This window comes from Pedobacter sp. MC2016-24, assembly GCF_015223055.1.
Taxonomy (GTDB): Bacteria; Bacteroidota; Bacteroidia; order Sphingobacteriales; family Sphingobacteriaceae; genus Pedobacter.
In genome coordinates this window covers 165,996-183,186 of record NZ_JADFBX010000003.1, presented here as the reverse complement: position 1 = coordinate 183,186, position 17,191 = coordinate 165,996, and the positions used below count along the sequence as shown (strand labels likewise).

12 protein-coding genes are annotated in these 17,191 nt (G+C 41.6%); 4 read left to right on the top strand and 8 right to left on the bottom strand.

The features are described 5' to 3' along the window. Nucleotides 1–56 precede the first annotated feature (56 nt). Nucleotides 57–767: a response regulator transcription factor gene (locus IM797_RS09100; protein ID WP_194126804.1), complete on the top strand. Its 711-nt coding sequence runs from the start codon at nt 57–59 to the stop codon at nt 765–767. 62 nt (nt 768–829) lie between these two features. Next, a complete protein-coding gene (locus tag IM797_RS09095) occupies nt 830–1,930 on the top strand; it encodes a GAF domain-containing protein (RefSeq protein ID WP_194126803.1) in 1,101 nt (366 codons plus the stop codon). Nucleotides 1,931–1,953: 23 nt separating this feature from the next. Here IM797_RS09095 and IM797_RS09090 read toward each other — a convergent pair whose 3' ends face one another. The 4 genes from IM797_RS09090 to IM797_RS09075 all read right to left on the bottom strand — a co-directional run bounded on the left by IM797_RS09090 (nt 1,954) and on the right by IM797_RS09075 (nt 11,153). After that, nucleotides 1,954–4,116, bottom strand: coding sequence for an alpha-N-acetylglucosaminidase (locus tag IM797_RS09090; protein ID WP_228098779.1), 2,163 nt, complete (start codon nt 4,114–4,116; stop codon nt 1,954–1,956). A 153-nt stretch (nt 4,117–4,269) separates the two neighbouring features. Next, nucleotides 4,270–6,105, bottom strand: coding sequence for a pectinesterase family protein (locus tag IM797_RS28660; RefSeq protein ID WP_370583073.1), 1,836 nt, complete (start codon nt 6,103–6,105; stop codon nt 4,270–4,272). Between the two features lie 60 nt (nt 6,106–6,165). Next, nucleotides 6,166–7,857: a RagB/SusD family nutrient uptake outer membrane protein gene (locus IM797_RS09080; protein ID WP_194126801.1), complete on the bottom strand. Its 1,692-nt coding sequence runs from the start codon at nt 7,855–7,857 to the stop codon at nt 6,166–6,168. Nucleotides 7,858–7,880: 23 nt separating this feature from the next. After that, the gene (locus IM797_RS09075; protein ID WP_194126800.1) at nt 7,881–11,153 is read right to left on the bottom strand and encodes a TonB-dependent receptor; all 3,273 of its coding nucleotides are present in this window, start codon (nt 11,151–11,153) and stop codon (nt 7,881–7,883) included. Nucleotides 11,154–11,525: 372 nt separating this feature from the next. On the opposite strand from IM797_RS09075, the gene IM797_RS09070 reads away from it, so the two are divergent. Together IM797_RS09070 and IM797_RS09065 are read left to right on the top strand one after the other, a co-directional pair. Further along, on the top strand, nt 11,526–12,143 hold the full coding sequence (locus tag IM797_RS09070; protein WP_194126799.1) for an RNA polymerase sigma factor: 618 nt from the start codon (nt 11,526–11,528) through the stop codon (nt 12,141–12,143). Nucleotides 12,144–12,182: 39 nt separating this feature from the next. Further along, the gene (locus tag IM797_RS09065) at nt 12,183–13,385 is read left to right on the top strand and encodes a FecR family protein (RefSeq protein WP_194126798.1); all 1,203 of its coding nucleotides are present in this window, start codon (nt 12,183–12,185) and stop codon (nt 13,383–13,385) included. 34 nt (nt 13,386–13,419) lie between these two features. Here the strand turns inward: IM797_RS09065 and IM797_RS09060 are convergent, their stop codons facing one another. From IM797_RS09060 to IM797_RS09045, 4 genes are all read right to left on the bottom strand, one after another. Then, the gene (locus IM797_RS09060) at nt 13,420–14,382 is read right to left on the bottom strand and encodes an Rpn family recombination-promoting nuclease/putative transposase (protein WP_194126797.1); all 963 of its coding nucleotides are present in this window, start codon (nt 14,380–14,382) and stop codon (nt 13,420–13,422) included. 279 nt (nt 14,383–14,661) lie between these two features. Next, on the bottom strand, nt 14,662–15,120 hold the full coding sequence (locus tag IM797_RS09055) for an SRPBCC domain-containing protein (protein WP_194126796.1): 459 nt from the start codon (nt 15,118–15,120) through the stop codon (nt 14,662–14,664). Nucleotides 15,121–15,198: 78 nt separating this feature from the next. Further along, a complete protein-coding gene (locus tag IM797_RS09050) occupies nt 15,199–16,080 on the bottom strand; it encodes a serine protease (protein WP_194126795.1) in 882 nt (293 codons plus the stop codon). A 6-nt stretch (nt 16,081–16,086) separates the two neighbouring features. Then, complete coding sequence (locus IM797_RS09045; RefSeq protein WP_194126794.1) at nt 16,087–17,178, bottom strand: thioredoxin domain-containing protein; 1,092 nt, start codon at nt 17,176–17,178, stop codon at nt 16,087–16,089. Nucleotides 17,179–17,191: the final 13 nt, after the last annotated feature.

Here is a 17,191-nt window from a genome sequence, read left to right as displayed (position 1 = left end):
GCACATAATATTATATTTTAGTAGATACAATCACTTACACTTAAAGGTTGAATCCATTGAAAAAGTATTCAAGTGCTGAACAAGATGTAGTGCTCTCTGCCCAACTCTATGCGATAGAAAGGGAATCGAAGTTTGACCTGCTCACTTTAAAGGAGCTTGGAGATTTACTTCCTGGAGTAATATTGGTCAATGATTTAAATAATTTTCAGAACATTTACATGAGCAAGGCTGGCTGCGATTACCTGCAAACCAGTCCTGAAGAACTCTTTACCCTGGGACCAGCATATTTTTCGGCTAAATACTTTCGCGAAGATGAAATGAAATGGATAGCAGAAGGATTTATGAGCATGCTGGACACGGGAGATCAATCGCTGGTTTGTAGTTTTAACCAGAATGTAAGGCCTAATGCCAATGCAGATTGGAAAAAATTCCATTTAAGTGGTAAGATACTTGATCAAAACCTTGCGCACTGCATTTATATGGCCCAGGAAGTGTCAAAAGCCGGAACTGCCATCCATCAGATTGCGAAAGTGCTCAATGTAAAGACCCCGGAGCCGGTTGCATTTCAAAAGTTCTCCTCACTGACCAAAAGGGAAAAAGAGATTTTTCAATTTATAGCCAAGGGATTTACCAATACCCAGATCGCTGATTCCCTGTTTATTTCTTTAGCGACCGTACTGACGCACCGCAAGAAAATTTATGGAAAGCTGGGTCTGAATAAATTGTCAGATGTGATCCGGTATGCAGATATTTTTGGCTTGTTGTAAAACCGACCAACTAAAAATCTGGCAACATAATTGTATTAAACCTAGTGGATTAACTGGTAATTATGCACAATAAAGAATTAGAACGTTTAATGGCGGTTGACCGATTTCTTAAACTGAAGATCAGTAAGGAATCGGAACTAAAAGAAATTGCCAGTTTCGCCGCAGAAATTTGTCAGACACCGATTGCACTAATTACCCTCATAGATTTTGATACGCAATACATTAAGATCGGCTACGGTACAGCGCTAAAAAAAAACTCTCGTGCTGACGCCTTTTGCAACCACACCATTCAGCAAGAAGATGTCCTGGTAGTTTCTGACACTGGAAATGATCCCAGATTTGTCAATAATCCTTTAAGAAAGGGTGATTTTAACATTCAATTTTATGCTGGAGCGCCTTTAAAGTCAAGTGACGGTGTTAACCTGGGTAGTCTTTGTGTGATAGACCATGAGCCCAAAACCCTGACTGACCTCCAAACAAAAATGCTTGAGGTGCTGGCCAGGCAGGTGATACATATTCTGGAATTTGATTATAGCCTTGGCATCTTGAAAAACCAATACCTGGAGGCTAAAAAGAACGAGATCAAGCTGAGGTCACTTTTTGAGAGTTCTAAGTCCTGTCAATTGTTGGTCGATACGGAATTTAACATTCTATATTTCAACAAATCACTTGCGGATTTCATGCGGATTAACCACAATCAGGAAATCCAGATAGAGAGACCAATTGCCGAATTTATTGCTCCGGAATATCTGGAGCACTTTATGGGCAATTTTAAGCAGGCACTTGAAGGTAAAACCATCATGCTTGAGCATGAACTAAATCACGGGGATGAACGGATCTGGTGGCAGTTTAATTACAATCCGGCATATGATAGTGAAGGTAAGATCATTGGTGTTTCTTATCATGCAACAGATATCTCGGAATTAAAAGAAGCTCAAAAACAGACGCTAGACCGGGACCGCGCACTGGATCATATTGCCCTGGTACAGTCGCATGAAATTCGCAGGCCAGTATCGTCAATCATGGGAATTACTGATCTTTTGAAAGTCAATGAAACGACAAAAGAACTGGAAGAGATCAGCATGCTTAACCTCGCTGTGAACGAACTTGATAACTTTATCCGGCAAATTGTGAATGAAGCCAGCAATCAAATATCGAACTGATACCGTCATCAGCCAAAAAATCACTAATCGGCATTAATTGTTTCCCAGTATTGGTCAAAAAGTGCTTTGGACTTGATAATGCTATTGCCTTTTGGTAAAATGGGGTAATCTTTTCTCGAATTTACCCATTGCCACTCCCACTGCTTTATTTGATGATTAAACTCAACCGGCGTTAAATTTTTATTGCCTTGCATCTCTAAAGTTAAATTCGAGAAAAATTGGCGCCACCGCGGTTTATAGAAATCGACCAGTAATCCACTCCATTGTCTACAGGCATATTCATTAAGCGGGCAGTTTTTGTCTCCCCACAGGGTAATCAAATTTTTAGCATTGATTTCGTAAAGTGCTTTTTCTGAAGATGTAACACCGCAATTTCGTGCATCCCTGATCCAGGTGCCCAATAAGAAATCTTCCCTGGTGGCCAAAAGGGCATCCATATCATCGATTAATTGTAAAAAGCGGTTACTATATTTATTAAAGCCGGTAATGTCTTTTTTATGGTAGGCATGAACGGTCATTTTTTGAAGGTAACTGGCATAGTTAGCCAGTACTTGCCGGGTAACATCTACCAGATCATAGCCATAGCCGTCACTACCATTTAAATCAGGGGCGGCCTTAATCAATTCCTCCCAGGCAGGTAATAGCTCCTTAGGTTTATAATTCAACTTCGTATTAGCCCATCGCGTACTGCTATCTAAAGTTGGCCTGGCCTGAATAATTGATTCGGCGCCATCCCTTATGTATTTATCTGGCGGCACCGTATATACAGTCTTTCGCAAGATGTTCCAGGCTTTTAGCGCATGTAAGTTTGTTCCTCCATAACGATTCCGTACATATTCCGGGAGCCACTGATCAAGTTGGATGGGTTCATTGCGCCAAATATTTGCGGTTAAGAGCTCATACAAAACCGGATTTTGTGCAATACCTTCCATGGTAAGGCCAATACCGATCATTTTTCCGCTGGCAGGATCCTTTAATGCCTTCGCCGGCCCCTGAGCCGCAGCTTCCATACGTCCAAAAAGGTTGGTATTACCACCAAAATTATTCAGCATGTTCCAAATCCAGGGTTTACCGTAAAACGCTTTTGTACGTTTCCAAACGGGTTCTATCTCAGTAGCAAGATCGAGTATGATCATTTTATCATTGGGAACTGCGTTGAGTAAAGCTTCTACTTGTGGCTCGCGCCAGAATTTACGGTCGCTGTAGAAAAGCCAGCCCTGCATCACCCAAACGGCATTGTGATCGGCTTGGTACATCCCGTCATAAATTCGCGCACTCAACTGACCAAGATAATCAGGCTTATCCGATGGCGGCTCATTTTCATTGAAAGTATCAGCAGAATAGTAATGATCCGTTCCCATCAACTCGGTTTGCTTTTCCAGGAATATTTTTCCGAGCCGGGCAAACATGGGGTCTTCAGCGTCAAGGATATAGGTATCACTGAAACCATTGTGCCAATTGGTACTTTTGAGCTTAGCGTTAGGAAATCTGTTTTTAAATGATGCCGGAACATGACCTGTGAACGCGGGCAATACTGTTTTCATGCCCAGGGCACGTTCTCGCTGCACAATCTTTTTCTGCAAAGCCATTTGCCTCTTCATCCATTGCAAGGGCATTGGCCCGCCCCATGCATCTATATTTCCCATCCAAAACCAGGCTGAATATGCAGGGCCGGTAAAAAACCCCTTCAATTCGTCGTCGGTAAATCCTAAATCTTTATAGATCAAATACCAGGTATACTCTTCGCCAGTTATGGCTAGAGGCATATTTATACCATGCAAGGCCATCCAATCTATCTCCGTTTCCCACCTTGACCAATCCCACCAACTCATGCTATAGTTGAAAGTGCAGTAATTAAGGTAGTAACGAAGTTTATAATTGGTAGACCGAACTATTTTTTCAGGAATCTGGGGTAACTTTTTGGGTAATTTCAAGTTCGAACCATTCCATGTAACCTGGCAATGCGCATATTCTGTAAGATAATAGTATAGGGCAGAGGCAACAGACACACCATTATTTCCACGAAGCAGAATTTTACCTTTTACGCTTTCCAGCTCGAAATAATCCTGGCCATCGGCCTTATTCACAAGCGCTACGCTAAACAGATCAGCATGTTCAGGCAATATCCGTCTGATCAGTTGATTTGATTCATCCAAAGGCGTTTGGGCCTGAACCGGAGTTGCCATTATAGTTGGCAAAAGAAGTAATAAGGTAAGATTCCAGCAATGCTTTAACATGCTTCGAATCAAAAGAATTTAATTTAGATGGTTTGTTCATTTCTTTGTCGTTTTGTCTCAAATTACCCGTGCTGCACCTAATATTGGCGCCTGCAGTACCAGTTATTTATATATCTTTTTCAAAAAACCATCAATGTAGCGCAGGGTTGGCTCAAACCAGGGCTCGAACAAACAAAACGTATGCGGTGCATTTTCAAAAGTGTGTACCTCTGAATAAATACCATGCTTGTTAAGCACAGCCCGAAAATCGTCCCGGCCGGCATGCATCCATTCCACAGCACTATTTAAAAACAAAATGGGCGGGGTCTTTTCCCCAACGTGTGTCAGCGGGGAAGCATCCTTCCACAATGCCGGGTTTTCTTTCTTACCATAGCCAAACCAATTTGTAGCAGCTGAAATGGATTTACGATCATCGCCTTCGGCGCTGTCGGGATGTACAAAAGAAAGTGTTCCGTCGATGTCTACAATTGCCTGGACCTTATCCGGACTGGTTACTCCAACAAAGGCAGCAAGCGCTCCGCCAGCAGAAAACCCAAGAATGGTAACCTTAGACGTATCCAGATTAAATTGCTTGTAGTTCAAACGCATCCAGCGGATTGCCGATTTCAGATCATCAACTGCTGCCGGATACAAGGCCTCGGTAGACAACCGGTATTCAACCGTAAAACAAGCGTAGCCAAGAGCCGCAAGGCGCTGGGCGAGTGGGATATGTTGTTCGCGATTGCCACTTCTCCATCCACCACCATGAACAATTAGAACCGCAGGATGAAAGTTATCTTTTTTAGACTTGGGATAAAAGGCATCGAGATGTAATGCCCTGTCTCCTAAAGTACAATATACCTGGTTTCTTTTTTCCAATACATGAGGCGATTTAAATTCATTTACCACCTTGAGGTCTGGAATGGTATTGACCAGGTAACGATAAGCACTGGCCGTAGAAAATGAGGTATCTCTGACACCTGTTAAGCCAGTCCGGTTTTGTACCGGTGCTGCTGGATTCCAGCCTCTGAATATATTGTCAAGTGTATACTCCCCTGCTTGCTGCTGCGTCAACTGGTGCGACCATTTTACCCTGTTAGCAGTTGAGGCACCCGCACCGCTATTTTGATACTCAGCATAATAAGCGGTGTTTCGGTTACTTTCTTTTCCCCATTGGTCCCAGCCCTCTGGCTTGATCATATTTCCAAGCATACAACCGATGAATACGGATTTTGCGTAGGGACGCCATGGCCTGCCAAGGTAAAAACTGCCTTCAGGCGCATCGCCTTCAATTTTACAATTGAAAAATACATAACCAAATTTAATTGAATCTGGTGAGGAGGAAGCCGTAATGAAGCCCCCACCTTTTTTACAGAAAATTGTACAACCATCAAAAACTGCGGTTGAAGCACCAAAAATAAAATCTACAGTTCCTTCGATATAGCAATTTTTAAAATACTGACGACTACCGGGACCAAAAGTGTACAGTGTATCCTGGAAACCAAGCATCCGGCAATTGATGAAACTCAGCTTATCACCGGCCAGCCAAAGGGCGACTGCCTGACCTACAGGGCCTGCCGTATTGGCGAAGGTGATGTTTTCTGCACTAAACTCATCCCCGTATACATAAAAACTGGCCGATCCGGATGTGCCCATTTCCTCACCAAATGAATTTTTTCTGGATGCAAAATCATCAAAGGTCAAAATGGTTCTTTCTACACTCTCCCCTAACAGCTTAATCATTTTCTTAGAACCTGAAAGATTTAATTTCTCCTTATATGTTCCATTCTTTATCCGGATGACGGTACGCACCTTTCTAAAATCAGGCACGGCATTGATTGCTTCCTGTACCGTCTTGTAATCGCCGCTGCCATCCTTGGCCACAACTATGCTTTGATCTTGCGCCGAGGCGACAAAACCGATGGAGGTCAAAAACCACAACACACAAATTTTCAACATGATTTAAAATCTACATTAAATAAAAATTGCGGGACCTTGCGGTCCCGCTTAAAGTTAAAATCAACGGTATCCTGGATTTTGTGTAAATGTATCTTTGTTGGTCACCGCATCCAGTTGCGACTGGGGAATTGGCCGCAACAGGTGATAGGCTTGTACATTTGCAGCACCATCAGGATCATATTTCTTAACATACTCAACCAGTTTATTGGTCCGTTTCAAATCAAACCACCTGATTTGCTCACCAACCAATTCGCGCGCGCGCTCATCTAAAATGAAGTCGATATTCATATTGGCCGCCGTAACCGTCATTGCAGCTTCCTTACCAGGCACAGCTCTTTTGGTACGCAACATATTCATATAATTCAGCCCTTCAGTTAAATTACCTCCCGGCTGAATGCCAGCCTCTGCTACAATTAAGTACATTTCGGAGATCCGCATCACAAAAGCATCCCTTTTACTGCGCCATACAAAAAGGCCAGAACGTGTGGGATCATTAAATTTGTGCATTTCTATAAAATTACGATTATCCTTTAAAGATTGATCGGCATTGTACAAATCATTGATATCCAAAATTTCAAACTTTTTAGCCCGTGCCTGTTTATAAGCGGCAGGAAGTGATTTATGGCTCCAGTAAATGGCAGTATCGCCAACTTTCATATCGGTATACTTTGTGGTCTTCCCGCCGTTGCAATACCATACCTCTTTAAAAGTACCACGATAACGCTGATCAATCGTTTCATCATACAAGCTTAACAGGTGTTTGGAAGCTGCATAACGCTGGAATCCAATATCGTCTGCAATATTGATATCTACCCCTTCATGGAAATCATAACGTGGCGTAAAGTTGGTATGCAATTGATGACCACCCTCGGGAAGAAAGGCAGCAGCCTCTTGTGTATATCCGTTCAAAGAAGGAATATCCTGATTAATCAAATCATCTGCAGTATAATTCACAAACCAGATCACTTCAGAATTTGTAGATCCGTTGCTATTTGCCATGTCCCATAAGGAGGCATAATTGTCAAACAACTTGAAATTATAACTACTGATCACCTTTTTAGCCAATGTGGCTGCCTCTGCATATTTGCCACGGGTTAGTAACATCCGGGCTTTAAACCCTTCAGCAGCAGGCTTGGTTACCCGACCACCAGCCGGCACAAGCTGCCCATCCAGATTGGCAATGGCAATGTCAAGATCGCTAAAAATCAGCTCATAAAATTTCTCAACAGGTGTTCGGTTTGCCGTTAAAATAACTCCCTTTGATTCTTCTGTGCTCAAATGAACGCCACCCCAGGTTTCTACAATGATCCAATAGTACAATGCCCTTAAAAAATGTACCTCCCCCAAACGCTGCTTTTTCAGCTCCGCAGATAAAGGTGAGGCATCCATCCTTGCGATCGCTGTATTACAGTTGTTTACAGCTGCATAAAATTGCTCCCAATACAATTTCAGACAAGCATCCTGACTATTGAAATTAACGGGATCGTAAGTTGCATATTGCGGGTGATGACAATCTCCTCCCTTTAAAAAAAGATCTGTCCCCAACTCGGTTAATGACGTTCCGCCTTCTTTGCCAAACCAAAACCGACTGGGTGTATAACATGCATTTACCAAACTCTCCAGACCTGTAGCAGTAGCGTAGAAAGGGTCTGCGGTAATGCCACTTTTATTATTTTCTTCTAAAAAGCTTTTTTTGCAACTGGCTAAGCCCGACAAGGTGAGGATTAGCAATAAGCTATATATATATTTCATGGTCAACATTTTAATACGTGTAACTATAAACTTAGATTTAAACCAAAAACCACTTGTTTGGTAATCGGGAAAGATAGTGCTCCCCCACGTTCAGGATCATAAGAACCGATATGGCTAAATGTGAAGAAATTCTTCATGGTTCCATAAAAACGGATTTTGCTAATTCCGATCCTGCCGGCAAAGGCAGCAGGTAAAGTATAGCCCAGGGTGATGTCTCTTATTTTAAGAAATGATCCGTTAGCGTAGTATAAAGTTGACATAAAAGCACTGTTGGAGGTTTTGTCCTTATCCGGTCGTGGATGATCATTGGTTGGATTGTCAGGCGTCCAGTAATCTACAGCGGGCCCATTTTCCAAACCGTTGATTTTATAATTGCCACTGGCTTCATTTAAAATGGTTTGCCCTACCCGTCCATATAAAAACACGGTCAGGTCAAGATGTTGATATTCCCATGTATTGTTCACACCGAAGGTATATTTTGGTCTGGCGCTACCCACAATAATCCGGTCATCGGCAGTAATTTTCTGATCGTTGTTTACATCAAGCACTTTGATGTCGCCGGGCTTCTGGCCATAAATAGCCGCAGCAGCTTCCTCGTTTGATTGCCAGATACCAACTTTCTTAAAATCATAATAAACCTGGGTTGCCTGGCCAACAAACCAGCTGTTGGCTAAATCGCGGTCTACCCCACCAGCCAGTTCAACAATCTTCTCCTGGTTACGCGAATAGGTAAAGTCTGTAGACCATTTTAAGCCCGTACTTTTAGCCGGTGCCAGGTTGATGGAGCTGATGCTGATTTCCAGTCCCCTGTTTTGGGTTTTACCCACGTTTTGGAGGGTACTTGAAAAGCCGGATGTAGCTGGTAAAATACGCTGTAAAAGCAAATCACTGGTTTTGCTCTGATACAGTTCAACAGATCCGGTAATCCGGTCATTGAACAAACCAAAGTCAAGTCCGAGATTGGCTGTTGCTGTTTTTTCCCATTTCAAATCCGGATTTGTAATGTCTTTTGGATAATAACCATAAGCGGCAGTCTCATCAAAAGCAAATATGCTGCGGCCTAAACTTCCAAGCGTTGCATACGGCAATACCGAGCTGTTGCCCGAAATACCATAACTTCCACGCAATTTCAAATTGCTTAGCTGCTTAAAGTTCTTCAGAAAGTTTTCTTCTTTTAATCTCCAGCCCAGGGCTACGGAAGGAAAATAAGCCCATTTGTGTCCCGCAGCCAATACGGAAGAACCATCTCCCCTTAAAGTTGCCGTGATGAGGTATTTGTTGTCAAATTTATAGTTAACGCGACCAAAATAAGAAGCTAGATTACTTTCTACCAGGCTGCTGCCAATCAGTACAGAGCTTGAATTGGAGCCCAAATTGTTAAAGGTATTTTGTGCACTTACCTGGTCGTTCCCGGATGCTGTTAAGGTTTCCAAAGAATTGATGATGTAACTATTGCCCAGTAAGAAGTTGAAATCATGCTTTCCCAGGTTCTTATTGTAAGTAAGTGTATTTTCCCAGGTATAGTTATTGGTTGCATTGGTGGTTACACCGGAGGTAGACAGGTTGCCATTTTGCTGCAGGGTGTATTTGTCCATAAAATACCCACGTCGGTCATTACTTATATCCAGGCCATAGGTAGACCGGAAGGTCAATCCTTTCAAAATTTCCCAGTTGATGTAAGAAGTAACAAACAAACGCTTGCCCTTACGATTGTCAACATAGGCGCCAGGAACCTCATCCGCCAACGGACTTAAAGCGAACGACTGGCCTAAAACCGGATAAAGCACAATGTTGCCATCCGCATCATAAGGCGATCCAAATGGATAGATCTTATTGGCCTGGTTTAATGGGTCTGAACGCTGATTGTTATTTTTGAAAGTATAAATACCGTTTACCCCAATTTTAACATTTTCAAAAAGCTGATAATTTAAACCCAGAGACCCGTTGTAACGGTTTAAATCATCATTTTTAAATAAGCCATGCTCCCGGTAATTTCCAAATGACATGTTAAACGTACTTTTCTCAGTGCCCCCGCTAATGCCGAGTTCATTGTTCAGCAACCAGCCGTCTTTGATCAGGGTTTGTTGCCAATCTGTAAAGGTACGGTTCTTAATCGCATCCAGTTCACCGGGGTTAAAAATGAGGTTGTCATCGGTGATGCCAGCGGTTTTAAAAGCTTCGCGTTTAAAAGCAGCAAACTGATCTCCGGTTTGAATTTTAGCCAGTCCAGCCGGACTTTGAGGTCCATAAAATGAACTTAATGTGATCATCGGTTTACCAGACTTGCCTCTTTTAGTCGTGATCAGAATCACGCCATTCGCTCCCCTTGAGCCGTAAATCGCCGTAGACGAAGCATCCTTAAGCACTTCTACGGAGGCTATATCGGTCGCATTCAAATCTAGCGAAGATCCATAACTGATTCCGTCCACCAGGATCAGCGGGTCGTTAGAAGCGGTCAAAGAGCGTGTCCCTCTTAAATTCACGCTTAAACCAGCACCGGCCTGCCCCGTACTTTTCCGGATATCCATTCCCGGTATTTTTCCCTGCAGTGTTTCAATCACATTACTGGTAGGAATAGCCGTGATATCTTTCGGCTTCAATGAACTTACCGAGCCTGTTAAATCTTTACGTTGTACAGTGCCGTAACCGATCACAACCACTTCATTCATGCTGTTAATGGTTTCAAGCAGGGTGATGTTGATGGAACCTGAGTTTTCTACTGTCCGTTCCTGTACTGCAAAGCCGATATAGCTGTAGATCAGCACAGCACCTTTATCTACATTATTTAATGCATATCGACCCTCGTTGTCACTGGTTGTTCCAATGCCTGTACCTTTAACCTGGATACTTACACCTGGCAGTGCAATCCCTTTATTGTCTGTGATCTTACCTTGTACCTTAATCGGCTCAACAATCGCTGAATTGGGTTTAATCAATTCCGGACTACGTTTTAAGACAATGGTTTGGTCAATAATGGTATAAATCAACGATTTTCCGCGTAAACACTCATCCAGCACCTGTGCGATACTGGCGCGCTTAAATACAAGATTAACTTTCTCATTTGGAGAGAGATCATCTTGTTTAAAGAGGAAATGGTAGCTACTTTGCTTTTCGATCAATCTCAACACATCCTCAATGGAGGCATTTTGAACATTGACGGAAATTTGCTGGCCATAGCTTTTGGCACTCACATAAGTGAGGTTAACCAAAATAAAAAAAGCAATTAATCGCATAATTAGAAATATTTTAGACGCGTAAGGCCATACGACATCCATGGTCTTAAAATATATTTTCATATTTTTGTTATAGTTAGGGTTAGAAATATTGTCAGTTTCCACAATTGAGTGTGTTATAGCCCTGCATTTACCGGAATGTGTTGCAAGCACATTCCGGTTTTTCTGTTCTATAGCACATAAAAAAGCACGTCACCTGGTACATGCTTTTAGCTGGCCTAAGGCACTAAAAAGAGTTGAGTATTGTTCGTTTCATACATTTAGTTTATTATTTGGTTTTCATATGCATGACAACTATTTGAATAAAATGGGGGGTCATCAATTAGGAAAAAAATAAAAAAAAATATATCCTTGATTATTATTTATTAAATGAGTTAAGCCAACACGCAGTTTTTAATTAACTTAACCATCATTATAACTGTGCTATTGAATGATATGCTGAACGAAAAAAAAATGTTGTTAAGAGTAGCTGAGGGCGATATTCAGGCATTTAACCAGTTATTTGATCAATACCACCAATTGCTGGCTTTACACATTTTACGCATTACCAATTCTACAGAACTTGCTGAAGAAGTTGTGCTGGATGTTTTTATGAAAATATGGAACAACCGGGATGCGCTTGCTACCGTAAACAACGTTAAAGCCTACCTGTATGTACTTTCAAAAAATCATGCTTTGAATTGTTTAAAGCAGGTTGCTAAAGCACGAAAATTACAAAGCGAGCTGGAAGCAATGGCCGATATGGAAATGTACCAGGCAGAAAATACGGACAGAACAGAATTTTACCGGGTATTGGACGAGGCCATTGATCATTTACCACAGCAACAGAAAACCGCCTATTTATTAAGCAGGCACGAACGTTTAACCTATGTACAAATTTCTACAGCGATGGGCATTTCGCATGAAACCGTTAAAACCTATTTAAAAAGGGCAACGATTTTCATCACAACTTACATTCAGCAAAAATCAAATACCATTTTAATGATTGCCTTGACGCTGTTTTTTATTTTTTTCAACCCCTTGTCCCCCTTTTTTAGTTTTTATTTGTCTTAAGCTTATAGTCCGTTATGAGTTGCCATAATAAAGTATCCTATGCTCCAACAGCCTGAAGAAAGATTTACCTATCTGTTTAACCGATATTATAATCGGACAGCCACTCCCTTAGAAACAGATGAATTCCTGGCCCTTGTAGAACAAACGCAGGATCAGGTTCTGGACGAACATTTGTCTAAAGCATGGTTTAGTCTTAGTCCGGAATTACAGGTTATTAAGCCCCTCAAAAGTGAATCTATACGTGAGCAAATTTTAACTACAGAAGTAGAGGAGCCTGGCAAAGGAGACAGTTCGGATAAAAAAACAGTCAACTTAAAATGGATCGTAGGAATTGCGGCTTCCCTGGCCCTGGTACTTTGCTGCTGGTTTTATTTGCGAAATGTAAATACAGTACCCAAAGCTACAGCATTTACACAAAGCAAAATTAAGCACGACATTCCGCCGGGTGGATACAGGGCTTTCCTTACACTGGCTGATGGGTCAAAAGTAAGCCTGGATACTTTAAAACCGGGAACGGTAGCCCGGCAAGGAAATATACGGATCAGTCAGGATGCAAATGGTAAGTTAACTTATGTAGCCACTCCGCAAGGCAGGAGTCCTGTGCTTTCAAATGAGGTCAATACCCTAACCACACCCAATGGTGGCCAATATAAACTGGTACTTGCAGACGGAACAAAGGTATGGCTCAATGCCGCCTCGAGTTTACAATTTCCGGTTGCCTTTAATGGCCCTACCCGTAACGTAACCCTGACGGGAGAAGCATATTTTGAGGTAAGCAAAAACAAGAAACAACCCTTTCTGGTCAAATCTGGGGATACGTATGTAAAAGTGCTGGGGACACATTTCAACATCATGAGTTACGAAAACGAAGCCATAAAAAAAACAACATTATTAGAAGGGTCGATAGAAATCTCCAATCGGACCAACAGCTACCGTGTTAAGCCAGGAGAACAAGTTCAAATTCTCAGACAACAATTATCTATGCCTCAAAAAGTGGATACCGCCCAAGAAATGGGTTGGAAAAACGGCTTCTTCGACTTTCGCAATGCGGACATCGATTATATCATGCGACAGGTATCCAGATGGTATGGCGTTGACATTAAATATGAAGGGAAAATTCCAAAAGGATTGTACACTGGAAGAATTTCCAGAGCAGTGAAAATCTCAAAACTTTTAGAAATGCTTCAATATACCGGAGTACAGTATAACCTGGTAAACAACACCATCATCGTTCGTGAATAAAGTTAAAGCTTGTCTTATTTCCAGGTTATTGATGCTAAACCAAAGCTACTATTTCCTGGACCGTAAGCTCAGTTATTTCAGCAATTTCTTCAACAGGCATGCCTTTTATTTTTAGTTTTACCGCCATTTCAACTGCCTTTTTGTGATGACCTTCAGCCAGACCTTTAGCCAAACCTTCAGCTAGACCTTCAGCCATCCCTTCAGCTAGACCTTCAGCCTTAGCATCCTCTTTAGCAGATTTTAGCGTACTATAATTATCTCGCTGGATTTTAAGACTTTGTTCGTACTCATTCATCTCTTCTGGGGTTAAATTTCCAATTGCAGCTACATCAAATACCTTTTCGTATCCGGCCTTGCCTAGTAAAGATACAGGAATTTCTTCATTTTTATTTAGATTATTCAGGATATACAACCACTCATCCAATTCCGTTTCCAGTTCACCTACAGATTTTTTAAACTTTGGCATCTCAATGAAAATGTAGGACAGTTTAGGATAAAAATAGTCATTTGTATCGATATCAATCAAGTGAACATTATGTATAAAATGATCTGGATGATTGTCATCGAAGGTAAAATTCATAATGGCAACGAAGTATATTTCAGGCAGCTTATAGTCCCAATTGGCAATTACCCCAAGGCCCTGCTCGTTGATCAGGTTACTTGTATAGAAAATACTGCGATCTTTAAAGTTTTTATCTTTAATATTTTGCATTTCGACGATGAACTTTTCACCCTTATTTCCGGTACAATACAAATCAAAGATGGTCTTCCTATAATCTTTACCAGGGCCTTTATTCGCCGACTTACTATATTGTATATCGGTAACTACTTTACGGCCTCCGAATACGCCATTTAGAAACTTAATCAAAAAATCGCGATTGGGTTCGCGACCGAAAATATGTTTAAAGCCAAAGTCACTGTATGGATCAATATAGCCCTGGATATTAATTTTATTCCTTCCGAAATCTGTTGCTGGTGATGTGATTTTTTCTGACATAATATATTGAGTTAAGTGTGAATATATCAACAAGAATCAACTAAAACCAACTTATAATAAATTTAAAATTTATTCAATATATAAATATTGATAATATTTTTAATATTAAATACAAAACATTGCATCACATCCCAAAAATTTGAGGGATTAAAGGCGATATTTCCAGGTAAAAAAACCAAGCAATTAATGAGAGCCGTCATGTAGAAAATCTGGAGAACAGGATGTACGATTTATTTATAAAACCTGAATCTTCGGCAAATCTCACTAGCCATCGTTCAGCTATATGGAGCATTTTTTAAGTATTAAAGCCTGATCAAAATCGACCAGAAACTGAGCCCAGGCCGCTTCTGCTTGCGTTAAAGATGAGCTCCAGTTTAAGGGCAATTGATGGGTAAGCAGCAAATGAGCACCTTCAGGTTTATCTTCAATATCAATACATATTTTAGAGACAGGCAATTCTACCAAATTAACCTGCCAGGTAAATACCAGCTTATTGGGATTACGAAGTTCAAGGTATTCACCAACATGAGTACGGTTGATGCCGTTTAATGTTGCAGCATAAGCAAAGCGTCCTCCTAAAACCGGATCTGATTGACAGCTGATCAGTTCCAGTTCGGAATTTTTGCCAAAAAAAGCAGCATACATAATTTCGACATCCAAAAAACCTGAGAAAACTTGTTCGCCACTCACAACAAACTGATGTGCTGCTGTGGCGCTTAAGGAGAGATCATAATCCATATCAATTGCTTATGATGTATAAATTTGAGGGCGGGCACTTAATACAACACTCGCCCCGCAAATCTATAACATATTTATTTAGGAGGCGTTACGAATGAGTTTCCATAAGGATTCAACTGGCACGGTGTTTTTAACAACCATCTGCACACTTGGATTCATTTCACTGTGTGTTAACATGTTTGTGTTAGATACGGTTCCTACCACATTACCACATATATCGACAACAGGTCCACCGCTGGAGCCCGTTGCATAATCGGCTGAAATGGTCATCATTTCACGGAAAAATTTTTCATTTGGTGGTCCCGCATTTTCATAATACTTGTTGGTAACATTCCCTTGGGAAAAGTAATAATGCATGCCTTTGGGATGACCCAGTACATAAACCTGATCACCAATCTGAGCCGCATCTGCCAGCGCAAGCGAAGGCAGATCCGCTTTGCCATCCGTTTCCAATTGAAGGATGGCCAGGTCATTTTTTTTCGACGCAGCCAACACCGTCTTTACGGCGTAAGTACGACCATCGGCCAGCCGCACAAAAAAACCTTCAGGCTTATTCCCATCCTTCATAAAGGCATACTGGGCTACCACATGGTAATTGGTAACCACAATACCTTTAGAATCAATAATATAACCTGAAGACTCGCTCAGATGTGGGTTGGAACACCTCGGACACAAATAGGCACAACCTATAATGACCGTGGCACGTTTGACCTGCTCATACAACATGTGTGCCTGCAGGGGCTTCTTAGCTGGCTTTGCAAGTTTAACCGTAGCCAGATTTTGTGTATTCAAAAGGGCTTTCTGAGCACCTTCAGCTGTGATACTCTTGGTTTTGGCCATCACCGAATCAATAGACTTTTGGTAACTTTCAAGTAGTCTGGCATCATCTGTGAAGGATTGCGCATTAGCAACACCCACCATAAACAACAAGTTTATGGATAATAAAAAGATTTTATTCATGTGAATTTATTTGATCGATTCTGCTATAGTTAGGTGTCTTTTGCCCTCCTTAGAAAAAAAGTTTCCTGATTTTTCGAAAAAGGCTTTGATGGCCTGCTTTTGAGCCGGACTTGCATTAGCCGTCTGCCTGGCCAGCACACCGTCCAGAATGCCCCGGAATACGTCATCGGATGGAATGTTCCAAATGTTGCGGTCGTAATAAGCGATCAATCCATTGATGTCTTTCCTACTTACGTACAAGGCCGCACTTATGATATGTCTTTCTGTAAGATCCGACTTTAACTTCAGTAAGCCGATCGTATATGCCACATCTTCCACCTCTTGGGGCGTGTAAAACACACTGTACTTAGCCCCATTTTCCATGGCAATGCAATACATATCTTTACGAACCTTGTCGAAAATGATCCGGTTGATGATCTCCGTGCCCATTGCCTGGTCTAAATTCGATTTGTACATCATCATTTTCCGAAAAAATGGGCTGCCAAATTTTGTAGTGCCGAGGGCAAGTTCCAGATAATTCGGACTGAAGCGATCGTAATCCATCGCATTGTCAAAAAGTTCCTCCAGCACCGGCGAAGGATCTTTGGCGTTTTGATAAAGTGCGAGTGCATAAGGCATTCCTGTAGCCATGCTCTTGTTAGCCTCGTAGGCGGCTTTGATGCCTTTCAGCGAATTTTTAGGGTCCAGAGCGGTCTTCACTTTCTCAATAAACTCCTCTGCAGTGGCCTTACCTACTACCCTGTTGATTTCGTTACCCTGGGCATCTAACAACAAAAAGGTAGGGTAAGCTTTTACGTCATATTTTTTGGCCAATTCCTTTCCTTCCCCTTTTTCCATATCGAACTTCACGGATACAAAATTTGGGTTGAAATAATCTCCGGCTTCCTTTTTAGGAAATTCTTGTTGTGCCATTTCAATACAAGGGATACACCAACTGGTGTAACAATCGACGAGTATGAGCCTTGGACTTGCAGGATTTGCTGCTTTTCCCATGGCTTCCTGGAGACTGATCGTCTCGAATTTAATGCCCTGTGCGGATAGTATCTGTGAATAGCAAAGCACGATAGTAAACAGCAGGGATGCGATAGTTCTTTTCATTTCAGACAAATAT